The 21,908-nt window shown below is 60.2% G+C and carries 21 protein-coding genes; 6 read left to right on the top strand and 15 right to left on the bottom strand.

The genetic code is table 11. The features are described 5' to 3' along the window. Window positions 1-18 precede the first annotated feature (18 nt). The 5 genes from ACELLULO517_RS01315 to ACELLULO517_RS01335 all read right to left on the bottom strand — a co-directional run bounded on the left by ACELLULO517_RS01315 (window position 19) and on the right by ACELLULO517_RS01335 (window position 5,178). A complete protein-coding gene (locus tag ACELLULO517_RS01315; protein ID WP_227305027.1) occupies window positions 19-1,359 on the bottom strand; it encodes an ABC transporter substrate-binding protein in 1,341 nt (446 codons plus the stop codon). Between the two features lie 70 nt (window positions 1,360-1,429). After that, the gene (locus ACELLULO517_RS01320) at window positions 1,430-2,500 is read right to left on the bottom strand and encodes a branched-chain amino acid ABC transporter permease (RefSeq protein WP_227305030.1); all 1,071 of its coding nucleotides are present in this window, start codon (window positions 2,498-2,500) and stop codon (window positions 1,430-1,432) included. Window positions 2,501-2,503: 3 nt separating this feature from the next. Next, window positions 2,504-3,385, bottom strand: a complete 882-nt coding sequence (locus tag ACELLULO517_RS01325; protein ID WP_227305033.1) for a branched-chain amino acid ABC transporter permease — start codon at window positions 3,383-3,385, stop codon at window positions 2,504-2,506. A gap of 12 nt (window positions 3,386-3,397) precedes the next feature. Further along, complete coding sequence (locus ACELLULO517_RS01330) at window positions 3,398-4,165, bottom strand: ABC transporter ATP-binding protein (RefSeq protein ID WP_227305036.1); 768 nt, start codon at window positions 4,163-4,165, stop codon at window positions 3,398-3,400. Then, window positions 4,162-5,178 (bottom strand): hypothetical protein, encoded by a 1,017-nt coding sequence (locus ACELLULO517_RS01335; RefSeq protein ID WP_227305039.1) that lies wholly within the window; start codon window positions 5,176-5,178, stop codon window positions 4,162-4,164. The genes ACELLULO517_RS01330 and ACELLULO517_RS01335 overlap by 4 nt, the downstream gene beginning before the upstream one ends. 837 nt (window positions 5,179-6,015) lie before the next feature. Here ACELLULO517_RS01335 and ACELLULO517_RS01340 point away from each other — a divergent pair. After that, complete coding sequence (locus tag ACELLULO517_RS01340) at window positions 6,016-6,939, top strand: NAD(P)-dependent oxidoreductase (protein ID WP_227305043.1); 924 nt, start codon at window positions 6,016-6,018, stop codon at window positions 6,937-6,939. Window positions 6,940-7,006: 67 nt separating this feature from the next. Here ACELLULO517_RS01340 and ACELLULO517_RS01345 read toward each other — a convergent pair whose 3' ends face one another. Both ACELLULO517_RS01345 and ACELLULO517_RS01350 read right to left on the bottom strand, forming a co-directional pair. Continuing rightward, entirely contained in the window at window positions 7,007-7,609 is a 603-nt protein-coding gene (locus ACELLULO517_RS01345; protein WP_227305047.1) for a DNA-3-methyladenine glycosylase, read from the bottom strand. Window positions 7,610-7,621: 12 nt separating this feature from the next. After that, window positions 7,622-8,002: a nuclear transport factor 2 family protein gene (locus tag ACELLULO517_RS01350; RefSeq protein WP_227305049.1), complete on the bottom strand. Its 381-nt coding sequence runs from the start codon at window positions 8,000-8,002 to the stop codon at window positions 7,622-7,624. A 111-nt stretch (window positions 8,003-8,113) separates the two neighbouring features. Between ACELLULO517_RS01350 and mug the strand changes: the two genes are divergently transcribed. Continuing rightward, window positions 8,114-8,638 (top strand): G/U mismatch-specific DNA glycosylase, encoded by a 525-nt coding sequence (mug, locus tag ACELLULO517_RS01355; protein ID WP_227305052.1) that lies wholly within the window; start codon window positions 8,114-8,116, stop codon window positions 8,636-8,638. A 13-nt stretch (window positions 8,639-8,651) separates the two neighbouring features. Here the strand turns inward: mug and ACELLULO517_RS01360 are convergent, their stop codons facing one another. From ACELLULO517_RS01360 to ACELLULO517_RS01385, 6 genes are all read right to left on the bottom strand, one after another. Further along, window positions 8,652-10,331 (bottom strand): thiamine pyrophosphate-binding protein, encoded by a 1,680-nt coding sequence (locus tag ACELLULO517_RS01360; RefSeq protein WP_227305054.1) that lies wholly within the window; start codon window positions 10,329-10,331, stop codon window positions 8,652-8,654. A gap of 34 nt (window positions 10,332-10,365) precedes the next feature. Further along, on the bottom strand, window positions 10,366-10,695 hold the full coding sequence (locus ACELLULO517_RS01365) for an NIPSNAP family protein (protein WP_227305057.1): 330 nt from the start codon (window positions 10,693-10,695) through the stop codon (window positions 10,366-10,368). 16 nt (window positions 10,696-10,711) lie between these two features. After that, a complete protein-coding gene (locus ACELLULO517_RS01370) occupies window positions 10,712-11,959 on the bottom strand; it encodes an LVIVD repeat-containing protein (RefSeq protein WP_227305060.1) in 1,248 nt (415 codons plus the stop codon). A 95-nt stretch (window positions 11,960-12,054) separates the two neighbouring features. Then, entirely contained in the window at window positions 12,055-13,101 is a 1,047-nt protein-coding gene (locus ACELLULO517_RS01375) for a substrate-binding domain-containing protein (protein WP_227305063.1), read from the bottom strand. Between the two features lie 143 nt (window positions 13,102-13,244). Then, a complete protein-coding gene (locus ACELLULO517_RS01380; RefSeq protein WP_227305064.1) occupies window positions 13,245-14,270 on the bottom strand; it encodes an ABC transporter permease in 1,026 nt (341 codons plus the stop codon). A gap of 4 nt (window positions 14,271-14,274) precedes the next feature. Continuing rightward, window positions 14,275-15,819: a sugar ABC transporter ATP-binding protein gene (locus tag ACELLULO517_RS01385; protein ID WP_227305068.1), complete on the bottom strand. Its 1,545-nt coding sequence runs from the start codon at window positions 15,817-15,819 to the stop codon at window positions 14,275-14,277. A gap of 190 nt (window positions 15,820-16,009) precedes the next feature. On the opposite strand from ACELLULO517_RS01385, the gene ACELLULO517_RS01390 reads away from it, so the two are divergent. Continuing rightward, window positions 16,010-16,723: a FadR/GntR family transcriptional regulator gene (locus ACELLULO517_RS01390; protein ID WP_227305070.1), complete on the top strand. Its 714-nt coding sequence runs from the start codon at window positions 16,010-16,012 to the stop codon at window positions 16,721-16,723. On the opposite strand, the gene ACELLULO517_RS01395 is transcribed toward ACELLULO517_RS01390, so the two are convergent. Further along, the gene (locus ACELLULO517_RS01395; RefSeq protein ID WP_227305073.1) at window positions 16,707-17,585 is read right to left on the bottom strand and encodes a DUF1932 domain-containing protein; all 879 of its coding nucleotides are present in this window, start codon (window positions 17,583-17,585) and stop codon (window positions 16,707-16,709) included. The two genes, ACELLULO517_RS01390 and ACELLULO517_RS01395, sit on opposite strands and share 17 nt — an antisense overlap. A 204-nt stretch (window positions 17,586-17,789) precedes the next feature. Here ACELLULO517_RS01395 and ACELLULO517_RS01400 point away from each other — a divergent pair, with 204 nt between their 5' ends. Then, window positions 17,790-18,746, top strand: coding sequence for a dihydrodipicolinate synthase family protein (locus ACELLULO517_RS01400; protein WP_227305075.1), 957 nt, complete (start codon window positions 17,790-17,792; stop codon window positions 18,744-18,746). Beyond that, on the top strand, window positions 18,743-20,161 hold the full coding sequence (locus ACELLULO517_RS01405) for an FAD-binding oxidoreductase (RefSeq protein ID WP_227305077.1): 1,419 nt from the start codon (window positions 18,743-18,745) through the stop codon (window positions 20,159-20,161). The genes ACELLULO517_RS01400 and ACELLULO517_RS01405 overlap by 4 nt, the downstream gene beginning before the upstream one ends. A gap of 63 nt (window positions 20,162-20,224) precedes the next feature. Here ACELLULO517_RS01405 and ACELLULO517_RS01410 read toward each other — a convergent pair whose 3' ends face one another. Next, entirely contained in the window at window positions 20,225-21,127 is a 903-nt protein-coding gene (locus ACELLULO517_RS01410; RefSeq protein WP_227305080.1) for a LysR family transcriptional regulator, read from the bottom strand. 111 nt (window positions 21,128-21,238) lie between these two features. Between ACELLULO517_RS01410 and ACELLULO517_RS01415 the strand changes: the two genes are divergently transcribed. Next, complete coding sequence (locus ACELLULO517_RS01415) at window positions 21,239-21,874, top strand: glutathione S-transferase family protein (RefSeq protein WP_227305083.1); 636 nt, start codon at window positions 21,239-21,241, stop codon at window positions 21,872-21,874. The last annotated feature ends 34 nt before the right edge of the window (window positions 21,875-21,908 follow it).

The following is a 21,908-nucleotide window of genomic DNA, read 5'->3' on the forward strand; positions in this document are numbered from 1 at the left end:
TTCCCCTTCCCGTAAAGATCAGTTCGTGACCGGCGTGCGCGGCGGCAAGTTCTTCTGCTTGGCGTAGGCTGCGGCCTTGGCGAAGATCGCGTCATGGAACAGAGCGCGGTCGCCGTTCAACCACCCGGTCAGCACCACCCAGTGATGGCCGTCCCACTGTTGGATTTTGGCGGAAGGTTCGCCTTCATGATCCTCGGGGCTAAGCTTGAGGGGGCTGAGCAGGCCGGTGGCGCCAAGCGCGGCCACACGCTCGGGCGTAATGTCAAGATGCTCCAGCGCCCATTGACCTTCGGCCGGGGTCAGCGGGCGATTGCCGAATTTCTCATGCCCGGTATGGATGGCTTCGCTATAGATGATGGCCGCGACCAGACCGGCATTGTAGTAAACCGAGCCGAATTTCGAGGTGTCGCGCAGGTCGCTCTTGCCCGGATCGATGATCTCCTTCTTCAGCGTCTGGCTGATCGCGAAATTGCTGCCGGACGGGAAGACGGTGACAGCCTTGTAGCCGATGGCGGCAGACCCGGCGGGTTTCACGTCCTCCTCCGAACCGCTCCAGATATCGCCGATGATATGATCGGACGGAAAGCCGACGCGGGCGGCGGTCTTGATGGCCACTGGCGTCATCACGCCCCAGGCGCGCAGGAAGACCCAGTTCACACCCTGCTGCTTGATCTGCTGCCACTGCGCCTGCTGCTGTTCGCCAGGATCCGCCACCGGAATTTCGATATCGATGAAGCCGTATTTCTTGGCGAGGATGGCAAGCGGTTCGATGGTGTCGCGGCCATAGCCTGAATCATGATAAACTGTCGCGATCTTCTGGCCCTTCAGCTTGTCCAATCCGCCAAGCTGCTTGGCGATATAGTTGATGACGATCGAGGACTCGGTCCAGTAATCGAACAGAACCGGGAACTGATAAGGGAAGACGGCGCCGTCGACGGCGTCTTCACGGCCACCAGCGACGGAGACGACCGGCAGCTTGTCGGCGCGCGCCTCGTCCGAGATCGCCGCATCGAAGCCACTTGACGTATCAAACAAAGCTGCGACCTGCGCGCCCTGGTAGCCGTGCTTGTAACGCTCATAGCATTCGAAGGCGCGCTCCAGCGTATAGGCCGTTTCGCATTCCTGTACCAGGACCTTTACGCCGTCGATGCCGCCATGGCTGTTGATGTAGTTGAAGTAGTCGCGAATGCCGCCCCATTGCGGAATGCCGGCCGGCGCGTAAGGGCCGGTGCGGTAGGAAAACAGCGGATAAAGCTGCTCGTTCGCATGATCGGCGGCATGGGCCGGCGGGACAGACAGGCCGACCGAAGCGGCCGCCAGAACGCCCGCGAGCGTCTGCAAACTGCGTTTAAAGCGCATGGAAGTTCCTTGAACCAGAAGTATTCGTTGAAGTCTTGGTTGGCTTCGTCTTATCGACAGCGGCGCATTGTCATCTGCGCAGCGGCCAGATGCTCAAAGCGCGGATGGTGCGGGAGAAGAGGCTCGCCAGCCCATCCGGCTCTTTGATGAGAAGGAAAATGATCAGCGCGCCGAAGATGATCGGTTCGATATTCGCGATGGAGCCCTGGTCGATGTAATTGTCGAGACCAAGCACTGGCACGAGGATATCCAGCACGATCGGCGTCAGCACGATGAAAGCGGCGCCGATGAAATTGCCGAACAGGCTTGCCGATCCACCGATGAGAACGATGAACAGAACCTGGAAGGATTTATCGAGCGAGAAGGTGTTGGAATCGGCGGTGCCGAGATAGGCGAAGGCCCAAAGCGCACCGGCAATGCCGAGAAAGACGCTGCTCACGACATAGGCCTGCAGCTTGCGCCGCGCGATCGGCACGCCGGTGACGGATGCGGCGACTTCCATATCGCGGATCGCCATCCAGTCGCGCCCGATACGGCTTCTGATGATGGCATGGGCCAGAAGAAGCAGAAACCCTGCCGTGACGGCGACAAGCAGATAGCGCCCGCGCGACGAGGACAGATCATAACCGAAAATCTCCAGCCGCGGGGCCGAGATCACCAGCGACATGCTGTTATTCGAGAACCAGTGATAGGTCTGAAACAGCCAGGTCAGAAAGAACTGGGCGCCGAGCGTGGGGGCGCTGAGATAGAAGCCACGGATACGCAGGCTCGGCAGGCCGAAAATCAATCCGCCCAGGCCGGCAATCAGACCAGAGAGCAGCAGCACCACGGGCAGCGGCAGAAAGGGCAGGCGCAGCAGCAAATTGAAGGTGGCGAAGGCACCGGTCGCCATGAAGGCAGCCGAGCCCAAGGACATCAGGCCGGCATATCCCATCAGCAGATTGAGGCCGAGACCGGCGAGGCCCATGACGATCGTCGGAATGATGAGCGAATTCAGCCAATAGTCGTTCCCGAGGATGGGGATGACGCCATAGACCGCGATAAGAGCGATGAGGATGGCGGCCCGCCGCACCGATAGGAGCGGGCCATGGCTGAGGGTGGCGCCAAAATGGACCGCGCCGGCTAGCTTGCTTGCGGACATGGCTCAGACCCTTTGGATGGGCTTTTCGCCGAACAGGCCGTTCGGACGAATAAGAAGAAAGGCGGTCGCTAGGATATAGGCGAACCAGTCCGAGACCGCGCCATGGACCAAGGGCCCGATATAGATATCGGCGAGGTTTTCGGTAGCGCCGACAATCAGGCCGCCCACGATCGCGCCAGGGATCGAGGAGAAGCCGCCGATGATGAGCACCGGCATCGCCTTAAGGACGACGAGCGACAGCGAAAACTGTACGCCCTGACGATTGCCCCAGAGCAGCCCCGCGATCAGTGCCACGACGCCCGCGACGCTCCAGACGATCCGCCAGATGTAAGGCAGGCGGATCCCGATGGATTGGGCAGCGAGGGTATTGTCCGCGACCGCACGGAGCGAGATGCCAACCCTGGTCTTGCCGAAAAGCAGGGCAAGCACCGCGACAAGAAGGATGGAGACGACAGCGGTGAAAAGATCGAAGTCGCTCACCTGCAGCCCATACAACTTGAGTGGCACATCCGGGATACCGAGATCGAGCTGATGCACATCAGTGCCGAGCACCAACTGAGCCAGCCCTTCGATGACGAAGGACAGCCCGAGCGTCGCCATGAACAGCGTATCCGGGCTGCGATTGACGAGCGGCCGCAGCACTAGAAACTCGATGAGTACGGCCGCGACAATCAGCACACCGACCGTGATGATGAAGCAAAGCCAAAACGGCAGCCCATGTTCGTTCAGGGTCACGAAGGTAAGCGCGGAGAGCAGCACCATCGCGCCCTGGGCGAAATTGAAGACGCCGGACGCCTTGTAGATGAGCACGAAGCCGATCGCGACCAGGGCGTACATAAGGCCGGAAAGAAGTCCGGCGACGATGATGTTGATAAGGAAAAGCATCGTGATCGGGCCTTAATGCTTGGTGCCGAGATAGGCCGCGATGACATCCGGGTTCCGGCGCACCTCTTCCGGCGTGCCATCACCGACCTTGCGCCCGTAGTCGAGCACGACGACGTGGTGCGACAGTCCCATGACGACGCCGATATCATGTTCGATCAACACGATGGTCGTGCCAAGCTGCCGGTTGACGTCTGCGATGAACTGGCTGAGCTCGGCTTTCTCATTCTTGTTCATGCCGGCCATCGGCTCGTCCAGCAGCAGCAGCTTGGGCAAGGCGACCAGCGCGCGTGCCAGTTCCACGCGCTTTTGCAGTCCGTAGGGCAGTTGCCCGACAATGGCATCGCGATGCGCTGAGATATCGAGGAAGGCGAGAATATCTTCCGCCTGCGCGCGTTCGACGCGCTGTTCCGCCGAATAGCGGCCAATCCGAAGGGCGAGTTCCAGGAAACTGGCTTTGCCCTGGCGTGTCAGCCCGGTCAGCACATTGTCGATCACGCTCATCCGCCGAAAGAGGGCATTGTTCTGAAAGGTGCGGCCGATACCGATTCTGGCGGCGCGCGCCGGCGTCGGGTACAGGAAAGGCCGATCATCGACGATGATATCTCCGGAATCCGCGCGATAGACGCCGTTGATGACGTTGAGCAGCGAACTCTTGCCTGCCCCGTTCGGGCCGATGAGAGCGCAGATTTCGCCCTGCTCGACCGCGAAGCTGAGCGAGGTCAGGGCTCGCACACCCTGGAAGGACAGCGAAACGTCTTGAACGACGAGAGCCGCCGTCATGAGAGGATCTCGGCTATGGCAAAACTCGGCCTTGGTCCGGCGTGATGAGAGATATCCGGTCTTTCGAAGCCCGTTCTCGACCAGGGACGCAGGGTAATGCCCAGGGACGTGAAAACCTCGCCATGCGAAGCGGCAATTTCAACATCAATGCTCGACAGATTGCCAAGGCCAAGCCGCCTGCGGGCCTGATGGCGAATAAGGCCCGAGATGAACGAACGCGGTTCAACCTTGTTTGTGCCAATCAGGCGTCGTGGCAGGCGACTGGCTATATCCCGCGCTGCAATGGCCAGACTGGCGTCGGAGGCCAGCCAGGATGCCGGCCGCACTTCCAGCCGGTCCCGCGCCGCCGCCGCTAGAATTTCCGGCAGCACCAGGGTCCGCCCCGACCCCAGCCAATGGTCGAAAACTGCCGTGATCGCCCCAGGCCAGATAGTTGAAGCTTCGACCCACAGAATGCCCTGGTCGGAATTGGTAGTAGCGGCACTGGGAAGCGGATTGGATCCGTCCAGTCGTGACGTAGCGCCTGCCAACAGGTCATCGAAGAAGATGATGGAACTGTCTTGCCGCTTACCCGGTGCGGCATGGTCGAAGACAAGCTTCACAGAGCCGAGCTGCGCACGGATTTGCTGCCATACGTCCAGGCTTTCGCGCCCTTGAATGACGGCGAGATGGGGTGGATGATCGATAGTGGCGGCGACGATATCGGCGGCTTTAGCGGTGGGCGGCAGAAGCAGCGTCTCGGCACCCAGCGCATCGGCGGCAAGTCCGGTGAAGAGCAAGCGCGGCGTAATCTCACCGACGAGCACAATGCGGTCTCCGGCCGAAATTCCAGATTCCACAAAGGCATTTATCAAAGCATCGACAGATCGAGCGATGGCACGCCACTGCCAGGTGAGCCAATCGCCGCGATATTTATGGCGCAGCGCAAGACCGTTCGGTGCGGCAGCGACGACGGATAAAAGCGCGCGATAGGCGCCGGTTTTTCCACCAATCTGAAGGTCGGCCGATGCCATTCCTATCCTCACTCTTCGGTGCGCGTCTGGTCCCCGGCACACTGAGACATGGATGCACCGTTAATTAAGATAAACACCTATTTTTTATCGCGTCAAATTTATTTAAACTATGAATAATAGTTTTATAAAAATTCTCCCCTGGAGATTTTTATCTTGTCTTTGACGCTTCTAGGGGTGGGTTTCTTCTTTATCCGCCTCGGCCGATTTCATGCCCATCGGCCAAGCGGTCAGTCCCTGCGCCTCGGCACCGATTGAAGATGACAGCATGCGGCTGTGAGCATCGCGGACAGGCAATTTTGAACGATGGATGCCCGCGCTGGTTCAAGGCACTGAAAACAGGTCGGTTGATAAGGCGCCTCCCCGCGCCGTTCCGGTTAACCGTTTCTGGTTCTGACGCTAAGCGGCAGCGGCCCGATTGATGTTGGTGAGCGCTTTCACCATCTCCTCGTTTTCCGTCATGGCCGCGATTCGCTGATGAAAAAGCTCATCCACGCTGCAGTCGGGCCAAGCGCCGCACTGTCCTTCAGGAAGCTATCCAACCAGTCGAGATCAGCCAAAGTCGCGCGGCTCACCGCAAGCGACGTCGCCCCTGCTTCGATGAGCCGCCGGGATTCATGGAGATTGGCGATCTCGGCGATTTTGTGACGACAGATTGGAACTCGACATCACATTCTGACCTGTATACAGGCCTAGATAAGACTTGCATCCAATGGGGCACACGCACTTCCTGGTCGCCGGAAACAAGCGGAAGGGACCCTCTGCTATGGCCGACGATGCCGTCCATTCGCAATGATGAGTGCATGCCGGCTGACGGTTTCAAATTTCGGGAGAACTGACATGCGAGCCGTTTTCGTGGATGCCAATGCAACCCTGGCCGCTGTCGTCGAGCGGCTGCACCGCGCGACCGATATGCCACTGCACGTGAACCTTCAGCCCGACGTCACCGCTGCTGATCTACCCGCGCTGCTGAAGGACGCGGAGATTGCGATTATCGACCATACGCATCTGCCAACCGACATCGCCAAGGCTTGCGGCCGCCTGAAACACGTGATCTTTCTCGGCACCGGCGCGCGCAGCTATATGAACCCGGATGAACTCGCCGCCGAATGCGGGATTACGGTCCATATCATCAAGGGCTATGGTGATACCGCCGTCGCGGAAATGGCCTTCGCGCTGATGTGGGCTGCGGCCAAGGGCCTGACCTTCATGGATCGGGGCATCCGCGCCGGCCAGTGGAACCGCACCGATGGGATGGAGCTGACCGGCAAGACCATCGGCCTGATCGGCTTCGGCGGCATCGGGGCCGAAATGGCGCGACTTTGCACGGGTGTCGGCATGCGGGTGATCGCATGGAACCGCACGCCGCGTTCGGCGGAGGGCGTCACCTTCGTCAGCCTGGACCAGCTGCTCGCTGACAGCGACGTGATTTCCCTGCACATGCTGCTCTCGGATGAAACACGCGGCTTCCTGTCCCGCGACCGCATCGCGTGTTTCCGCCAGGGGGCGATCTTCCTCAATACCGCCCGTGGCGCGATCACCGATGAGGTAGCGCTGGCGGCAGCGGTGGAGAGCGGTGCCATTCGCCATATCGGTCTTGACGTCTTTGCCGAGGAACCGCTGCCCGCCGGGCATTTCCTGTCGAAAGTGCAGAACGCCACGCTGTCCGCGCATTCCGCCTTCCGCACGCCCGAAGCCAGCGACAATCTCATCGAGGCTGCACTCAACCATTGCCGCCGCATCGCGGGCGGGCCGTCAAGCTGAGGCTTTCAGGCGCACCGAACCGCCCCATGACCGTGTTTGGCCGGTGCGCCATCGAACAAGACAACTCTCATCGATTAAGCGCCGCTGGACCGCTGACGAACCGATTATCCGCGACATAGAACCTCAGCAGGTTATCGGCCCCGCGCGTAATGCCGATCCTGATGCTCTGCCGGATATCGCCCGGCGGCTGGCCGTCTGACCCGAGCCATAGCGGACCGGGTTGACAGAGGTCGATCCCGTCCAGGCGACGATCGATCGCCAAGGCAGCACATAACCGTCCCGGCCCCCGCGCCAAATCCCGCAGACGATCGGTACCGCGGTTAAGCGCCATGATCGCAATGCCATCCAATGGTTCGATCGCTCTGATCAACACGCCCGCCCCCATGCCGGGCGCCTCGCTGGAAACGTTCAGCATGAACGAGATTCCATAGGCGAGATAGACATAGGCATGTCCGTGTTCGAGGAAGAGCGCCCGATTGCGCGGGGTCATGCTGCGATAAGCATGGCCTGCGGGGTCACCGACGGGATAGGCCTCCGTCTCGACGATGCGACCTGCTACCGGACCTTCGGCCAGCATCCGCACGACGAGTTTTCCGATCAGATAGCGCGCAAGTTTGATGCTATCCACGGGTAGCTCCGCCCGGTCCAGCACGCGCGGGTTTTGCGTCATCGCGCCAGGCCTTCACCCCATGCGCTCGACCCATTGCGCGCGGGATGGTCCGGGCTCGAACGGATCGGCAAAATATTGGGTCTCGCGGACCACCTTGCCATCCAAAAACTCCATGATGCTCACCGCGTAGGACGGGCGACCGTCATAGGTCAGAACAAATTCCGTAACCCAGAGGTCGCCCCCGCCGACGATGCGCCTGACATCAAAGCGCTTCGCGTTCGGCTGTGCGACGCGCGATGCCTGAATAAGGTCGCGGCCCCGGATACGCTCCCCTGACTGCGGATAATCAAGCACGGCATCCGCTTGGTATATCGCGTGCTCGGCGTCGAAGTCATTCTTGTCCGACGCCGCCCAGTGGCGATCAAGCGCATCGCGAATCTGATTCTCGTCCAACTTGCTGCTCCCGCTTCCGGTTAGGACGGCCTGACGAACGCGCGCCCGACCGGTTTGCTATCAGATCAGAGTAGCATCTATCCTACGCAGTCTGAATTCGTGAGGTTGGCCATGGGTAGCGCACTTCCGGACATTCTGGCTGCTCATCTTTCAGTCCTGTTCTGCGGTATCAATCCCGGAATGGCTGCGGCTGCCACCGGGCAGCATTTCGCAGGCAGAGGCAACCGCTTCTGGCATGTCCTCCATCTCGCCGGCTTCACGCCCGACGAAATCCTCCCCGCGCAGGATCGCACGATCCTGGACTATGGATTTGGTCTGACGACAGTTGTTGAGCGGCCAACCGCTCGGGCCGATCAGCTGTCTGTGCAGGATTTTATGGCTTCAGCCGCCCATTTTGAGCAAAAAATCCGCCGCTATTCGCCAGGTTTCATCGCATTTCTCGGCAAGGCAGCCTATTCTGCCCTAACCGGCCAGCGCGAGATCGCATGGGGCCCCCAGCCGGCCGATTTCGGCGGCAGCCCGGCCTGGGTGCTTCCCAACCCGAGCGGGCGAAATCGCGCATTCACGATCGATCAACTCGTTGCCGCCTACCGTCAACTTTACCTCGCGGCCTGCCCGAACCCAGATCGGGTTTGACTGTCGGGCACATCTAGAGACGCGACGCGGTCCCCCGGATCTTGGACAAGCTCGCGCCAGGCGTCAGCGCCTCAGGATCAAGGATTAGGTGGATGATGGACGGAAGTCCTGATTCGATCGCGCGCTCGAAGGCTGGCTGAAAGTCATCCGTCCTCTCGACGCGCTCACCATACCCACCGAAAGCCCGCGCATAGGCCGCAAAATCCGGATTTTTCAGATGCGTGGCAGAAACGCGGCCGGGATAATGCCGCTCCTGATGCATACGGATTGTGCCGTACATGCCATTGTCGACGATGATGACGATAATGGGCAGGTCGTATTGCACGGCCGTCGCAAATTCCTGGCCATTCATCAGAAAACATCCGTCCCCGGCAAAGGAGACGACAAGCCGATCCGGCTGCGCACGCTTGGCGCCGACAGCGGCCGGCAAACCATATCCCATCGAGCCCGACACGGGCGCGAGCTGTGAACCGAAAGACCGAAAGCGGAGAAACCGCTGGACCCAGATCGTGTAGTTGCCGGCGCCATTGGTGACGATCGCATCGGCCGGCAGACGGTCCCGCAGCCAGACCATGATCTCCCCATATTGAAGATCGCCGGGCAGTTTTGGCGCCACCTCCGTCCAAGCCAGGAAATCAGCCCGCGCCTGCCGGGTCGCGTCCCGCCAAGGGATATCGCGAGCCGGTGACAAGGCATCCAACCCCTGCGCAAGCCCGCCTGCCGTCGCCTGAATGGCCAGCGTCGGATGATAGACGCGGCCCAGTTCAGCCGCATCGGCATGGATATGAACCATCCTTTGCCGGGGCTGCGGAATTTCGAACAGCGTATAGCCTTGCGACGGAATCTCGGCCAAGCGCGTGCCAAACATCAGCACAAGATCGGATGCCGCAATCCTTGCCCTTAGCTTCGGGTTGGGGCTCAGGCCCAGTTCGCCGCCGTAATTCGGATGATCGCCGCTGAGCAGCGTCGCCCGCCGGAAGGTCGTAAAGACCGGCAGATCGAACCGCTCGATAAACCCGCGCAACCGTTCGATACTGTCCTCCGCCCAACCAGCCCCGCCCAAAAGCAGGACAGGATTCTCGGCCTCGGCCAGAAGCGACTGCAGTCCAGCTAACTGCTCGACACTGGGCGCTATCTCAACCGGCTCGATCCGGCGCAGGTCAAGGCCCTCTGCTTTATCCCGCAGCATGTCCTCAGGCAGCGCAATCACCACCGGGCCGGGGCGTCCCTGCATCGCGATATGGAAGGCCCGCGATATGATCTCAGGAATACGGGCGGCATCGTCAATCTCCACCACCCATTTTGCCATGCTGCCGAAGACGGCTTTGAAATCCATCTCCTGAAAGGCACCGCGCCCGCGCATGCCGCGCGCCACCTGGCCCACGAACAGGATCAGCGGCACGGAATCATGCTCGGCAATATGGATGGCGGGCGACGCATTCGTCGCCCCCGGCCCCCGCGTCACCATCGCAATGCCAGGGCGGCCCGTCAGCCGCCCGACGGCATCGGCCATCATCGTGGCCCCCCCTTCCTGACGGCAGACGGTGACCGCGATCTTTGATCCGTGCAGGGCATCGAGCACGGCCAGGAAGCTTTCGCCCGGAACGCAGAAGATGTGGTCCACGCCTTGCGCTTCCAGGCAATCGACGACGAGCTGACCGCCGCTGCGTTGGTCGGCATTCGGTAGGGTCATGCGCGTCTCTCCCTTGTCCGTCATACGCGATCCATCACTTGGTCGAAGGCAGCGGAAAAAACGTCGCCGGCACCATCAGGCGGTTTTCCTGTGCCACCAGATTACCCGCCTCAGCACTCCGCGCCATATAGGCAGCCCATTCCGGGTCCGCCTGTAGGGCGGCCCGAACCTCCGCACGATGGCCCGCATCCCGATACATCCATAGATGAACATAGGAGTTGAGCGGACCGCTTTCGGTGACAAGAAACGCGAGCGGATCCCCGGCCAGGCGCCGCTGCACCGGAAACCCATGCTCGGCATAGAGTTTCAATTGCTGCTGCAACCTGCCCGGGCGGGTCGTATAGGTTCTGTGATCGATCAGCATCCTGGTCCTCCTCCGATCAGCCGGTATATTCCATAATATAAAGGCCTGCGTTGAAGTCTGTCGAATAGATCAAGCGGTTTTCATCCACAAAAACATCCGCCGAATGCAGGACTTTGACGCGATTGGGTCGGGGATCAACCATCCGAGCCGGCGGCGGTGGCACCAGCGCGCCCACTTCCTTCGGCTGGAATTTGTTCCGGATGTCATAGACACGTACACCGGCGTTCTGATAGGTCGCGAAGATCAGATCCTCACTGACGAAACTACCCGGACGGTTTTCGTGGACATTATGCGGCCCGAAATGGCCGCCCACGGCCAGATAATCCCTGTCATCGGGCTCCGGCAAGGTCGAGATGCTGATCGGATTAGATTTCACGCGATTGTCGAATATCCAAATCGGCTTCTCACCATCCTCGCGATTATCGAGAACTGTTTCGTCAACCACAACCAGAAGTTCCCGATTAGGCAGCGGCAAAGCGTTATGGGTCCCGCCGCCAAGCGGGGGCGCCCAGGTCTTGTGGGTGATAAGCTTCGGGTTCGTCCTGTCGGCCACGTCGACGACGACAAGGCAAGCATCGCGCCAGCTGCAATAGGCGATATCGCCACTGACGATCGGATGATGCAACCCATAGCGGCCGAACTCTGCCGGCCAATTGGCGGTCTCGCCGGCCGCGACATTCATGCCCGGCAGCCAGAAGCGGCCAGCCTCGACCGGTTTCGTCGGGTCGCTCATATCGATCGTGATCAGGATATAGTCGCTGAAACCGTCAATCAGCGCCGAGGCATAGGCCCAACGCCCGCCTGTATACCAGCAGCGATGCAAACCGCCGCCTTTGACAGGCATGAAGCCGATCTGGCGCGGATTGGCCGGGCTGGCAATATCGTAGACGACCAGACCCGCCGACCAGTTTTGCTCATGCACCGCGTCCTTCGCATGGAAGTCGGCCTTGCCCTTGTAGTAGTTCTTCTCATCCTCCAATTCCGGCTGCGCGAACATGTCCTTGGCATGCACGACGAGCAGCAAGTCGTCATGGGTCTGCAGATGCAGGCTCCAGGTATTGAAGGGCGCGGGAATATAGTTGACCGGCTTGATGTTCTTGGGATCCGACACATCAAGGACGGAGAATCCTTTGGAGAAGATATGCCCGATATAGGCATGCCCGCGATGTACCATGATCTGCACGCCGTCCTCGCGCCCACCTTGGTCGCTATGGCCGATAATCCGCATATTGCGTGCATGGCTCGGCGTCGGGAGATTTGTCATAATTGTTCCTAACGATGTCGGTGATGAGGCAAGGGTCCGCCGCCATGCTCCCATCCAAATGATTCTTCAATTATCTGGACAGGAGCGGACCAGCGTTACTTCCCCCAAATCTTCTTATAGGCATCGCGATAGCCATTATCCGGGTCGAAGATCCCGTTCTTGCCACCATCGCTATCGATATTCGAGGACGTGAAAAGATGGACCGGATTGACGAATCCACTCGGCGGCTGACCCGCAAAGGCGCGGTTCAACTCATCGATCGCCTGCCAACCCTGAAGACGAAGCGGGTCAGCGACTGTCCCAATCTGGTATTGCTTGTCGCGGATGCGCTCGAAGGCTGATTTGGAGCCATCGCCCGCCGAAATATTGCGCGGGTAGCCGTCACCGTCGATACCGGCGGATTGGAGAGACGGTGATATGAAGTCGTAGTAAAGATCATTGACGCCGATCGAATAGGTCCATTTCACACCATATTTCGATAGAAGTGAGGTCGTCAGCTGTGGCATGCGGTTCGAGACATCGCCCAGCGGCGTGTCTTCAATGGCGAGGATCGAGCAACCCTGGCAACCTTTCAGAACGGCGGCCTCCGCATTGGTCTTGGCCGTCGCGATCGAGTAGATGCTGTCCGTAAACAGCACGACATTGGCCTTGCCACCGGAATCAACCACGGCCAGAAGAGCAGCCGCCTTAGCGACATCGAGCGGATTCGTCGTTATATTGGTGAAGACTGGCGAGTTATGAATTTTTCCGGGTTTGGGACCGGAATGCCAGGCCACAATCTTGATGCCGCTCTGCACCGCCTGCTGGATCAGCGGTGCCTGCTCTGCTGCATCGACGGAGCCCAAAATGATGCCGTCCGGCTTCAGTGCGATGGCCTGGCTCAAGGCCGTGGCACGCCCGGACACCGATCCCTGCCCGTCCAGCGTCCGATAGGTCCAGCCAATTACCTTGGCGGCTTCCTCGGCGCCGTCGCTGACGCCTTTGACGCCACCATTGCGCCCGTCTGTCGAGATATAAACGATGAGCTTATGGCCGACGGCAGCGGGACCCGTGGTCGGTCCCGTCCAGGGCGGTGCGGGCGCCGTGACCTTCGCGATATAATCCTTGGCCGAGGCCATATAGGCATCGTCGGCCAGGGCCAAGGATACGCCCATTGTCATGAACACAGCAGATGACAGAAGAAGGCTTGTCATATTTCGACGAGGCCAGAACATCTCATCCTCCATCTTTTGTTTGCAGGCCGTCTTTTGAATGCATGCGGCCTTTGCGTCTCACTTGCCGGACTTCACCTCCGGCGGGTCACCGACCGGCGACGCTGCGCGTATCCGGCGATTCCGATGGCAACGACAAGCGTTGCGCCATTGAACAGAGGCTCTACAAAGAAGGCGCCCCCGAATTGCTGAATGCCCGAGATGCCAACGGCCAGGATAAGCACGCCGACCAGCGTGCCCCATACATTGACACGTCCTGGCTTGATCGTGGTCGACCCTAGAAAAGCGCCGACCAGCGCAGGCAGAAGATATTCCAGCCCGACGCTCGCCTGACCGATTCTCAATTTGCTCGCGAGCACAACCCCCGCAAAGGCGGTCAGCGTGCTGGATGCGACGAAGACGCCGATGACATAGCGACGGACAGGAATGCCGTTGAGAGCCGCAGAGCGCGGATTGGCGCCGATCGCATATATGAACCGGCCGAGCGGCAGCCGTTCCGTCACGACCCAAAGCAGAACGGCAAGAAGCAGGACATAGAAGGCCGTGATGGGTAGCCCGATGACCCAGGTTCCATTGATATCCAGGAAACCACGGGACAAAGGACCTATGACCTGCTGGCCGCCCGTATACCAAAGGGCGAGAGCATAAAGGATCGTGCCCGTGCCCAAAGTCGCGATAAAACTGTCGATCTGTGCAATCTCAACCAATAGACCATTGATCAAACCACAAACCGCACCGGCCAGAAGAACCACGATAACGGCAACTTCCCAGCTCCAGCCGAACTGCGTCTGCAGGCTGATGGCCAGAATATGCCAAAGCACGATGCCGTAGCCGACGGTCAGGTCAATGCGCCCGGCCATCATCGGCAACATCGCAGCCAGCGACAGCATGGCAATGATCGCCTTGTCGCTCAGGATTGAGCGAACATTGAGCATGGTCGGGAATGTGTCTGGCAACAGCACGGAAAACAATATGATGAGAAAAACAGTCAGGATCGGCAGACCATAGACCGGCAAAAGGCGTCTTATCACCTCGGCCTTCGACAGACCCTTCAGTTCGGATCGCGTCGGCTCAAGCGCATTGGATTCGAGAGATTGCATAATCTCACCCGTGGATGGAGGAGAGCGTATCGACACTGCCGACCCTTGCCGAGGCGGCGGCTAGAAGCGATCCGACCGAGAGTTGATCGCCGTGAAGCTCGGCCACAACCTGCCCGCGATCGAACACAAGCGCACGATGACAGACATTGGCGACCTCCTCGAAATCAGTCGACACCACAATGATGCAGGCGCCTTTCTCAACGACTTCGTTGAACAGCCGATAGATCTCGGCCTTGGCACCGACATCCACGCCGGCCGTCGGATCTTCAAAAATATAGACCTTGCCGCGTAGATGCAGCCAACGCCCGACGACGACCTTCTGCTGATTTCCCCCGGATAATGCTTCGATCGGCATGGTGGGCGCATTAGGACGCAAATGGACCGTCGATCCAAGCTTGATTGCGGCCGTGGTCTCGCGGAACGGCGAGATATATTTGAACAATCCGTGCCCTGCGGCCGGCGGATTGAGGAAGAAATTCTCGCGCACCGACAATGTCGGAACGGTCGATCCGGCAGTACGATCGCCCCAGACCAAAACGATACCGGCCGCCATGGCCTCACGCGGGCTGCCGGCTGCCACAGGCTTGTCGTCCAGCATCGCCTGGCCTGCCGTCATCGGCATCAGGCCGAACAGACTACGGCCGATAGCCTCCTGGCCCGCGCCTCTCAGCCCGACCAGGCCGATCACTTCACCGGCATGGAAATCGGCATCGATGGGACCCACGTCATTGACACAGACGGATCTGAGCGACAGGCGTGGTTGACCCAGCTTCTCCACAGGCCGTTTGTAGATCTGGGACGGTTCACGACCGACGATCATCAGAATCGCATCATGCGGCGTTACGTCGGCGACCGCCCGATCCCCTGCCGGCTGGCCGTCGCGCAGCACCACCATGCGGTCGGCAATGTCGAAGACCTCATCCAGACGGTGCGAGACATAGACCATGCCTACCCCACGGTCCCGCAAGCGCCGCAAGACTTTGAACAATCGCCCGACTTCGTCTGCCGGCAGGCTTGCGGTCGGCTCATCAAGCACAAGCACCTCAGCCTCCGCGACAAGCGCCCGGCTGATGGCGACAAGAGATTTCTCCGTACGATTGAGATTCTGCACTCGCTCGTCAGGATCGATATCCACGCCCAGTTGGTCCAATGCCTTGGCGGCACGCTTGCGGGCGTCGGACCAGTTGAGCAGGCCCATGCGTTTCGGATAGCCGAGCGACAGACAGATATTCTCGGAAACCGTCATCCATTCGATCAGGCCAAGATCCTGATGAATAAAGGCAATCGGCATCTGCCGGGGTGAATGTGTGAAGTCCTCGCCATTGTAAGTAATGCTGCCGGTATCGAGCGCCACGACGCCCGCCATAATTTTGATGAACGTTGATTTGCCAGCGCCGTTTTCACCGAGAAGGGCTACGATTTCACCACGGCAAACCGACAAAGACGCTTCCTTCAGCGCCTGCGTTCCTCCAAATCTCTTGGAAATGCCGGTCATAGCCAAAAGACAGGCACCGACCTCTCTGGGACGTGCTTTTTGCACGATCTCCATCTTGGATCTCCCCTCACTGCCGTGTTATCCGGCATATGACGTGACAGACTTGTTCATAAGTTGTAACTAAGTCAAGCAAATATTGGCTGCGATAACAGAGGATCGGCTTCACAGGGTAATTTGCCTTACAACGTGAGCGATCGTAACGGGCAAGGGCAAAGGCTTGCGCTCTGGGGATTGGGATAAGGACGTGGCAGCTTTTCGGCCTTCGCGGCGCCTCGGCGACGAGCTTTATGACGCGCTGATCGATTTGATCGATCGCGGCGAATTAACCGATGGCAGCCGGCTGCCGGCGGAAAACGACATCGCCTTGAAATTTGGCGTTTCGCGCCCGGTCGTGCGCGAAACGCTGTCTCGCCTGCGCGACGATGGCCGGATCATTTCACGCCGCGGTTCCGGCAGCTATGTCGTTAAAAAACTGTCGGAAAAGATCGACCTTGCCTCTCGGATCGGCTTCGGGCCGATCAGCAGCCTTGATCAGATCGCCAAGTGTTACGCATTTCGTATCGCCATCGAAGGAGAGGCCGCATGCCACGCGGCTGCCAACAGATCCGCGGAGGATCTCTCCATCCTGCGTGAAAGCCTGCTTGGTATCGGCAGCATGATTGAAGCCAATAAAGTCGGCAGCGACATAGATTACCAGTTTCACATGGCGGTGACCCGCGCGTCCGGAAACGAATGGTTCGTCTCCGCCATGCTGGCGATGCGCGATCAGATCGAATTCACCATCGATCTCGCGCGCACGCTGTCCATGTCACGATCGGCGGCGCATATTCAAGGTGTCCAGACCGAGCATGTCCTGATCTTCAATGCCATCGAAGCCGGCGAGCAGGAGGCCGCCAAAGCCGCCATGCGGAACCATCTCAGCAATGCCTGCGATCGTATTTTCAAAGGTCCTGGCTAGCATCGCGCGCGATGTCAGCCCTGAGCCAGGCCAAGGCTTCATTGGCCGTCGGATTGGGGATGCCGATCGGGCCTCTCGTCATCGCGTCGCAGGTTCGCTGAAAACGGGCGCGTACACCGGGCAGCACGTCGCTGGGCAGCCCGACTTTATGGAGTTGACGTTCCGCCTCCTCAACCTCCTTCAACCGCCGGGGCGCATGGACAGCATGGGTACGAACGAAAGCTTCGAGCGTCTCGCGCAACGGGTTGGCGTCGATATCACCGAGGGCGTCGAAGAGCCTGTCCATGACGCCATTTTCCTGGGCCGCGAGAAGGCATTCGACCGCCAGCGCCTCCACACCCTTGGTGAAGATGCTCCGGAGAATTTTGATCGCGGCCGCGTCCCCTGCCACGCCGTCAATGACCTTTATCGGCGCGTCGATGGAGGCGAAGATCGTGGCGGCCATGGCGCTACCCGTTCCCGCCGCCAGCAGGCTGGTTTTAAGCCCCGACAGGGCAATCGCCCCCATAATCGCGATATCCGCGTAATCCGGGCCGCGCTCGGCGGCAGCACGGGCTGCCAGGCGGATATCATCAGGGTCGCAGGTCGTCATATCCGCAAAAAGAGCGGACGTCCGCATATGCGGCAAGGCCGCTTCGGCCAATGACAAGGACAGCGAACCGAAGACGCAGGACATCACGGCCTCGGCCTCTTGCAGCCAGGGCCCGACACTCTCGAACAGCGGCAAGCCGAATTCCGCGCAGAACGCGGTCGCCGCCGGCCGCGGATTCGGATCGCAACACAGGATCCTATGCCCCGCGGCTGAAAACGCTCGGGCATAGAGCAATCCGACCTCGCCACAACCCAGGATCGCTATGTTCATGCCGTCCCCCTTGCTCAGACAATGAGAATGCTATCGGCTTTGGCGGGCCATTGCTTGGCCGCTTGCGATCTTGCTTGTCTGGAAAGACAAAACAGAAATTGACGCCAAACGCCACCGCTTGTATCCAATTTATAAAGCGCGGTCTAAAAATAAACCGATGGCGCGGGTTCAACCGCACAAACCCTGCTGAAGGGGACGCATGTCATGACCTTGAACGAAACCACCACGGGAACCATTGCAATTGCGCCGACACCTTTCGATGGTGACGGGCGGGTCGATCAGCGGTCGATCGACAGCATGTGCGATTTCTACGGCAAAATCGGCTGTACCGGTATCACGGTGCTGGGCATCATGGGCGAAGCCCCGAAACTGGATGCGCAGGAGGCGATCGATGTCGCCAAGCAGGTCATCCGGCGCGCGCAGGGATTGGACATCATTGTCGGCGTATCCGCGCCGGGCTTCGCCGCGATGCGGACACTCGCGCGCCACGCGATGGATGCAGGGGCCGCCGGCGTCATGATCGCGCCTTTGCCAAGCCTGCGAACGGATGAACAGATCCTGACTTATTTCCGTCAGGCGGTTGAGGCGGTCGGACCCGATATTCCCTGGGTGCTGCAGGATTATCCGTTGACGCTGTCTGTGCAGATGACAGCTTCCACCATTCGCGCCATCGTTCAGGAGCATGCGTCCTGCGTCATGCTCAAGCATGAGGATTGGCCGGGGCTGGAGAAAATCTCCGCCCTGCGCCGCTATCAGCGCGAGGGCAGCTTGCGCCCGCTCTCCATCCTGACCGGGAATGGCGCCCTTTTCCTGGATTTCGAGATGGAGCGCGGGGCCGATGGCGCAATGACGGGATATGCCTTCCCCGAGATGCTGATCGACGTCGTCAACCTGTCCCGCGCGGGACGTCGTGACGATGCGCATGATCTGTTCGATGCCCATCTGCCGCTCATACGCTATGAGCAGCAGCAGGGCGTCGGATTGGCCGTACGCAAATACGTCATGGCGAAGCGCGGCATTATTGCTTTTGATGCGCAGCGCAAGCCGGCATCAAGCCTCAGCGCGACCGGCAGGGCGGAGGTCGATTATCTCCTCACCCGCCTTTCCCGTCATGACAGACGCGCCATGGCGCTAGACGGTATCGCGGGCGCCGCGTCATGATCGGGTTGAATGCCGATCTTCTGGATCGGTTCTCTGCCATCGTCGGTGCGCGCCATGCGCTGCGCGACCAAGCCGACCAGCACGCGTTTCTGGAGGAGCCACGCGACCGTTATCACGGCAAGACCGCAATCGTTCTGCGGCCAAAGTCGACCGCCGAAGTTCAACAGATTCTGCAACTCGCGCATGACACGCGTACCGCCATCGTTCCACAAGGTGGCAATACCGGCCTGGTCGGCGGCCAAATTCCGGACGGGTCCGGCTTGCAGGTCGTGCTGTCACTGACCCGTCTCAACGCCATTCGCGCGATCGATCCCATCAGCAATACAATCGACGTTGAGGCCGGCGTCACGCTGCAACGCGTTCGCGAAACAGCCGAAGCGGCGGACCGGCTTTTTGCGCTCTCTCTAGCGTCGGAAGGCAGTTGCACCATCGGCGGCAATATCGGCACCAATGCTGGCGGCACCAGTACCATCGCCTATGGCAATATGCGCGATCTGGTGCTCGGGCTGGAAGTCGTGCTCGCTGACGGAAGCCTGTGGCGCGACATGCGGCATCTCCGCAAGGATAATACCGGCTACGATTTTCGCGGCCTGTTCGTGGGGTCGGAAGGCACGTTGGGTATCGTCACCGCCGCCGTGCTGAAACTTTATCCCAGACCGCGCTCGACTGCGACCGCCTTCGCCGCTGTGCGAGACCCGGCTGCGGCGCTGGCACTTCTCCAAATCGCGCAGGCAGATAGTCGCGCCGCATTGGTCGCCTTCGAGTTGATCCCTCGCTTAGGAATGGAACTCGCTGTCAAGCATGATCTGGGCTCGCGTGACCCGCTTGCCACGGCCTATCCCTGGTATGTCCTGTTGGAACTCACCTCGGGCGCCGAGAGCGGGCTTAATACCGTCCTGGAAGAGCTGCTCGGCGACGGGATGGAGCAAGGTTTGATCGAAGACGCAGCCCTCGCGTCCTCGATGGAACAAGCGAAGGCATTGTGGCGCCCGCGCGAAAGCATGTCTGAGGTTCAGGGCCGCGAAGGTGGCTCCATCAAACATGATGTCTCCATCCCGGTCGCCGATGTCGCGGCTTTTATTGCGGAGGCAACTGCGGCGGTAGAGGCCTTCCTGCCGGACGCACGGGTGCTGCCCTTCGGTCATGTCGGGGACGGCAATATCCATTTCAACATCAGCCAGCCTGCCGGCGGCGACAAGGACGCGTTCCTTGCCCATTGGGAGGACGTCAACGCGATCGTGCATGACATCGTCGCGCGCTATCACGGTTCCATTTCCGCAGAACACGGCATCGGCCAGTCGAAGCTTAGCCTTCTGCCCCAAGTTAAAGACAAGGTGGCGATGCAGATGATGTATGCCACCAAGCAGATGCTCGATCCCAAGGGCATTCTGAATCCCGGAAAGCTGCTTCTCTAACAAGCAACCTCCAGAACAATGGATGCCTGTGCAGCACTTTTGCGCCGCACGCGTTATGCGCGTTCAATATCCGGAATGCCCTCCCCGCCCCTCCGCCATCACTGTCTCAACGAAACTCGCGAATAGGCGACCCTTGGCGCTTGCCATCCGCCCGGTCGGGAAAACCGCCCAAAGGTCGATCATCGGCAGATGCCAATCGCCAAGCACCTTCCGCACGGCGCCGGTTGCAAGCTCCTCCGTGAACATCCAGTCGGACGCGATGGTGATGCCCATATGCGCCAGCACTGCCGCACGCACGCCCTCGGCCGCACTCAGCCGGACACGTCCATGCACAGCGACCGAGACCTGCGCGCCGTCCCGCGTGAAGGACCAGACATCCGGCTGCTGGCTGAAGACCACGGCCTGATGCTCGGCGAGATCGGCCGGGCTCTGCGGCTCCCCGGCGCGTTCCAGATAGGCCGGCGTCGCCAGCACGGAGCGCCCGCCGGTCGCGAGCTTTCGCGCGACAGCGGCGGAATCGGCCAAGGCCCCCATGCGCAGAGACAGGTCAACGCCCTCGGCGACAAGGTCTATCATGCGGTCGTCCAGGATGACGTCGATATCGAGTTCCGGATGCTCCGCCAGAAAGCGCGGCAGATGCGGCACGATATGCAGGCGCGCAAAGGTGGTCGCGGCTGAGACGCGCAACCGGCCGGTAAGGCCTGAACCCGCACCCCGCGCGGCAAGCTCCGCCTCATCCGCTTCACGAATAGCCACGCGCGCCCGTTCGTAATAGCGCAGCCCAGCCTCGGTCGGGCTCAACCCATGCGTGGAGCGCAGCAGCAGGCTCACCTGCAGGATATTTTCCAGCTGGGCGATCGTCTTGGAGACAGCTGGCTGGCCCACGCTCAATTGCCGGGCGGCGGCTGAGAAAGACCCCGTCTCCACCACCCGCACAAAGGTCGCCATCGCCTGATACCGGTCCATGCCATTCCCCTGTGGAATGGCCATTATTGCTTTGATCTGCCTGCCATGTCGAGCACCGGGGAGGCATGTCTTTCCCCACACCCGCTACCGGGACAGACAAGGACCGTGACCATGCTCGATATTTATGCCTTCGCGACCCCCAACAGCATCAAAGTGCCGATCGCGCTGGAGGAGCTGGGCCTCGCCTATACGATCCATGGCGTCAATGTCCGCAAAGGCGAGCAGAAAGTGCCCAGCTTCATCAAACTGAATCCGAATGCCAAGGTGCCGGTTCTGGTGGATAGCGAGCGCCACGGCGCTCCGCTGGTCCTGACCGAATCCGCTGCCATCCTGATCTACCTGGCCGAGAAAACCGGCAAGCTGCTGCCGGCCGCCGGAGAAGAGCGAGCAAGGGTCTTCGAGCAATTGTTCTTCCATGCTTCCGGCCTTGGGCCCGCTTTCGGCCAGTCCGGCTTCTTCCAGCGCCAGGCGTCCGAGCCGCAGCCCCTCGCCATTCAGCGCTTCTCGACCGAAGCAAAGCGGACGCTCGGCGTATTGGACGGCTTCCTTGCCGAAAGGCGCTTCATTGCCGGGGATGACTATACCATCGCCGATATCGCGCATTTCGGTTGGCTATGGCGCCGGGAATTCGCCGGCGTGACCTTCGACGAAACGCCGCATGTCGCGCGCTGGTACGAGGATGTCGCCGCGCGCCCGGCCGTTGAACGCGCCATCGCCCGCGTCAACGCGCTCATCCCACAGGACTGAGCTTACCGCATCCTTCTCTTCAGCAAGATCGCAT

The sequence above is a fragment of the Acidisoma cellulosilyticum genome (genome assembly GCF_020621385.1).
GTDB classification, from domain to species: Bacteria; Pseudomonadota; Alphaproteobacteria; order Acetobacterales; family Acetobacteraceae; genus Acidisoma; species Acidisoma cellulosilyticum.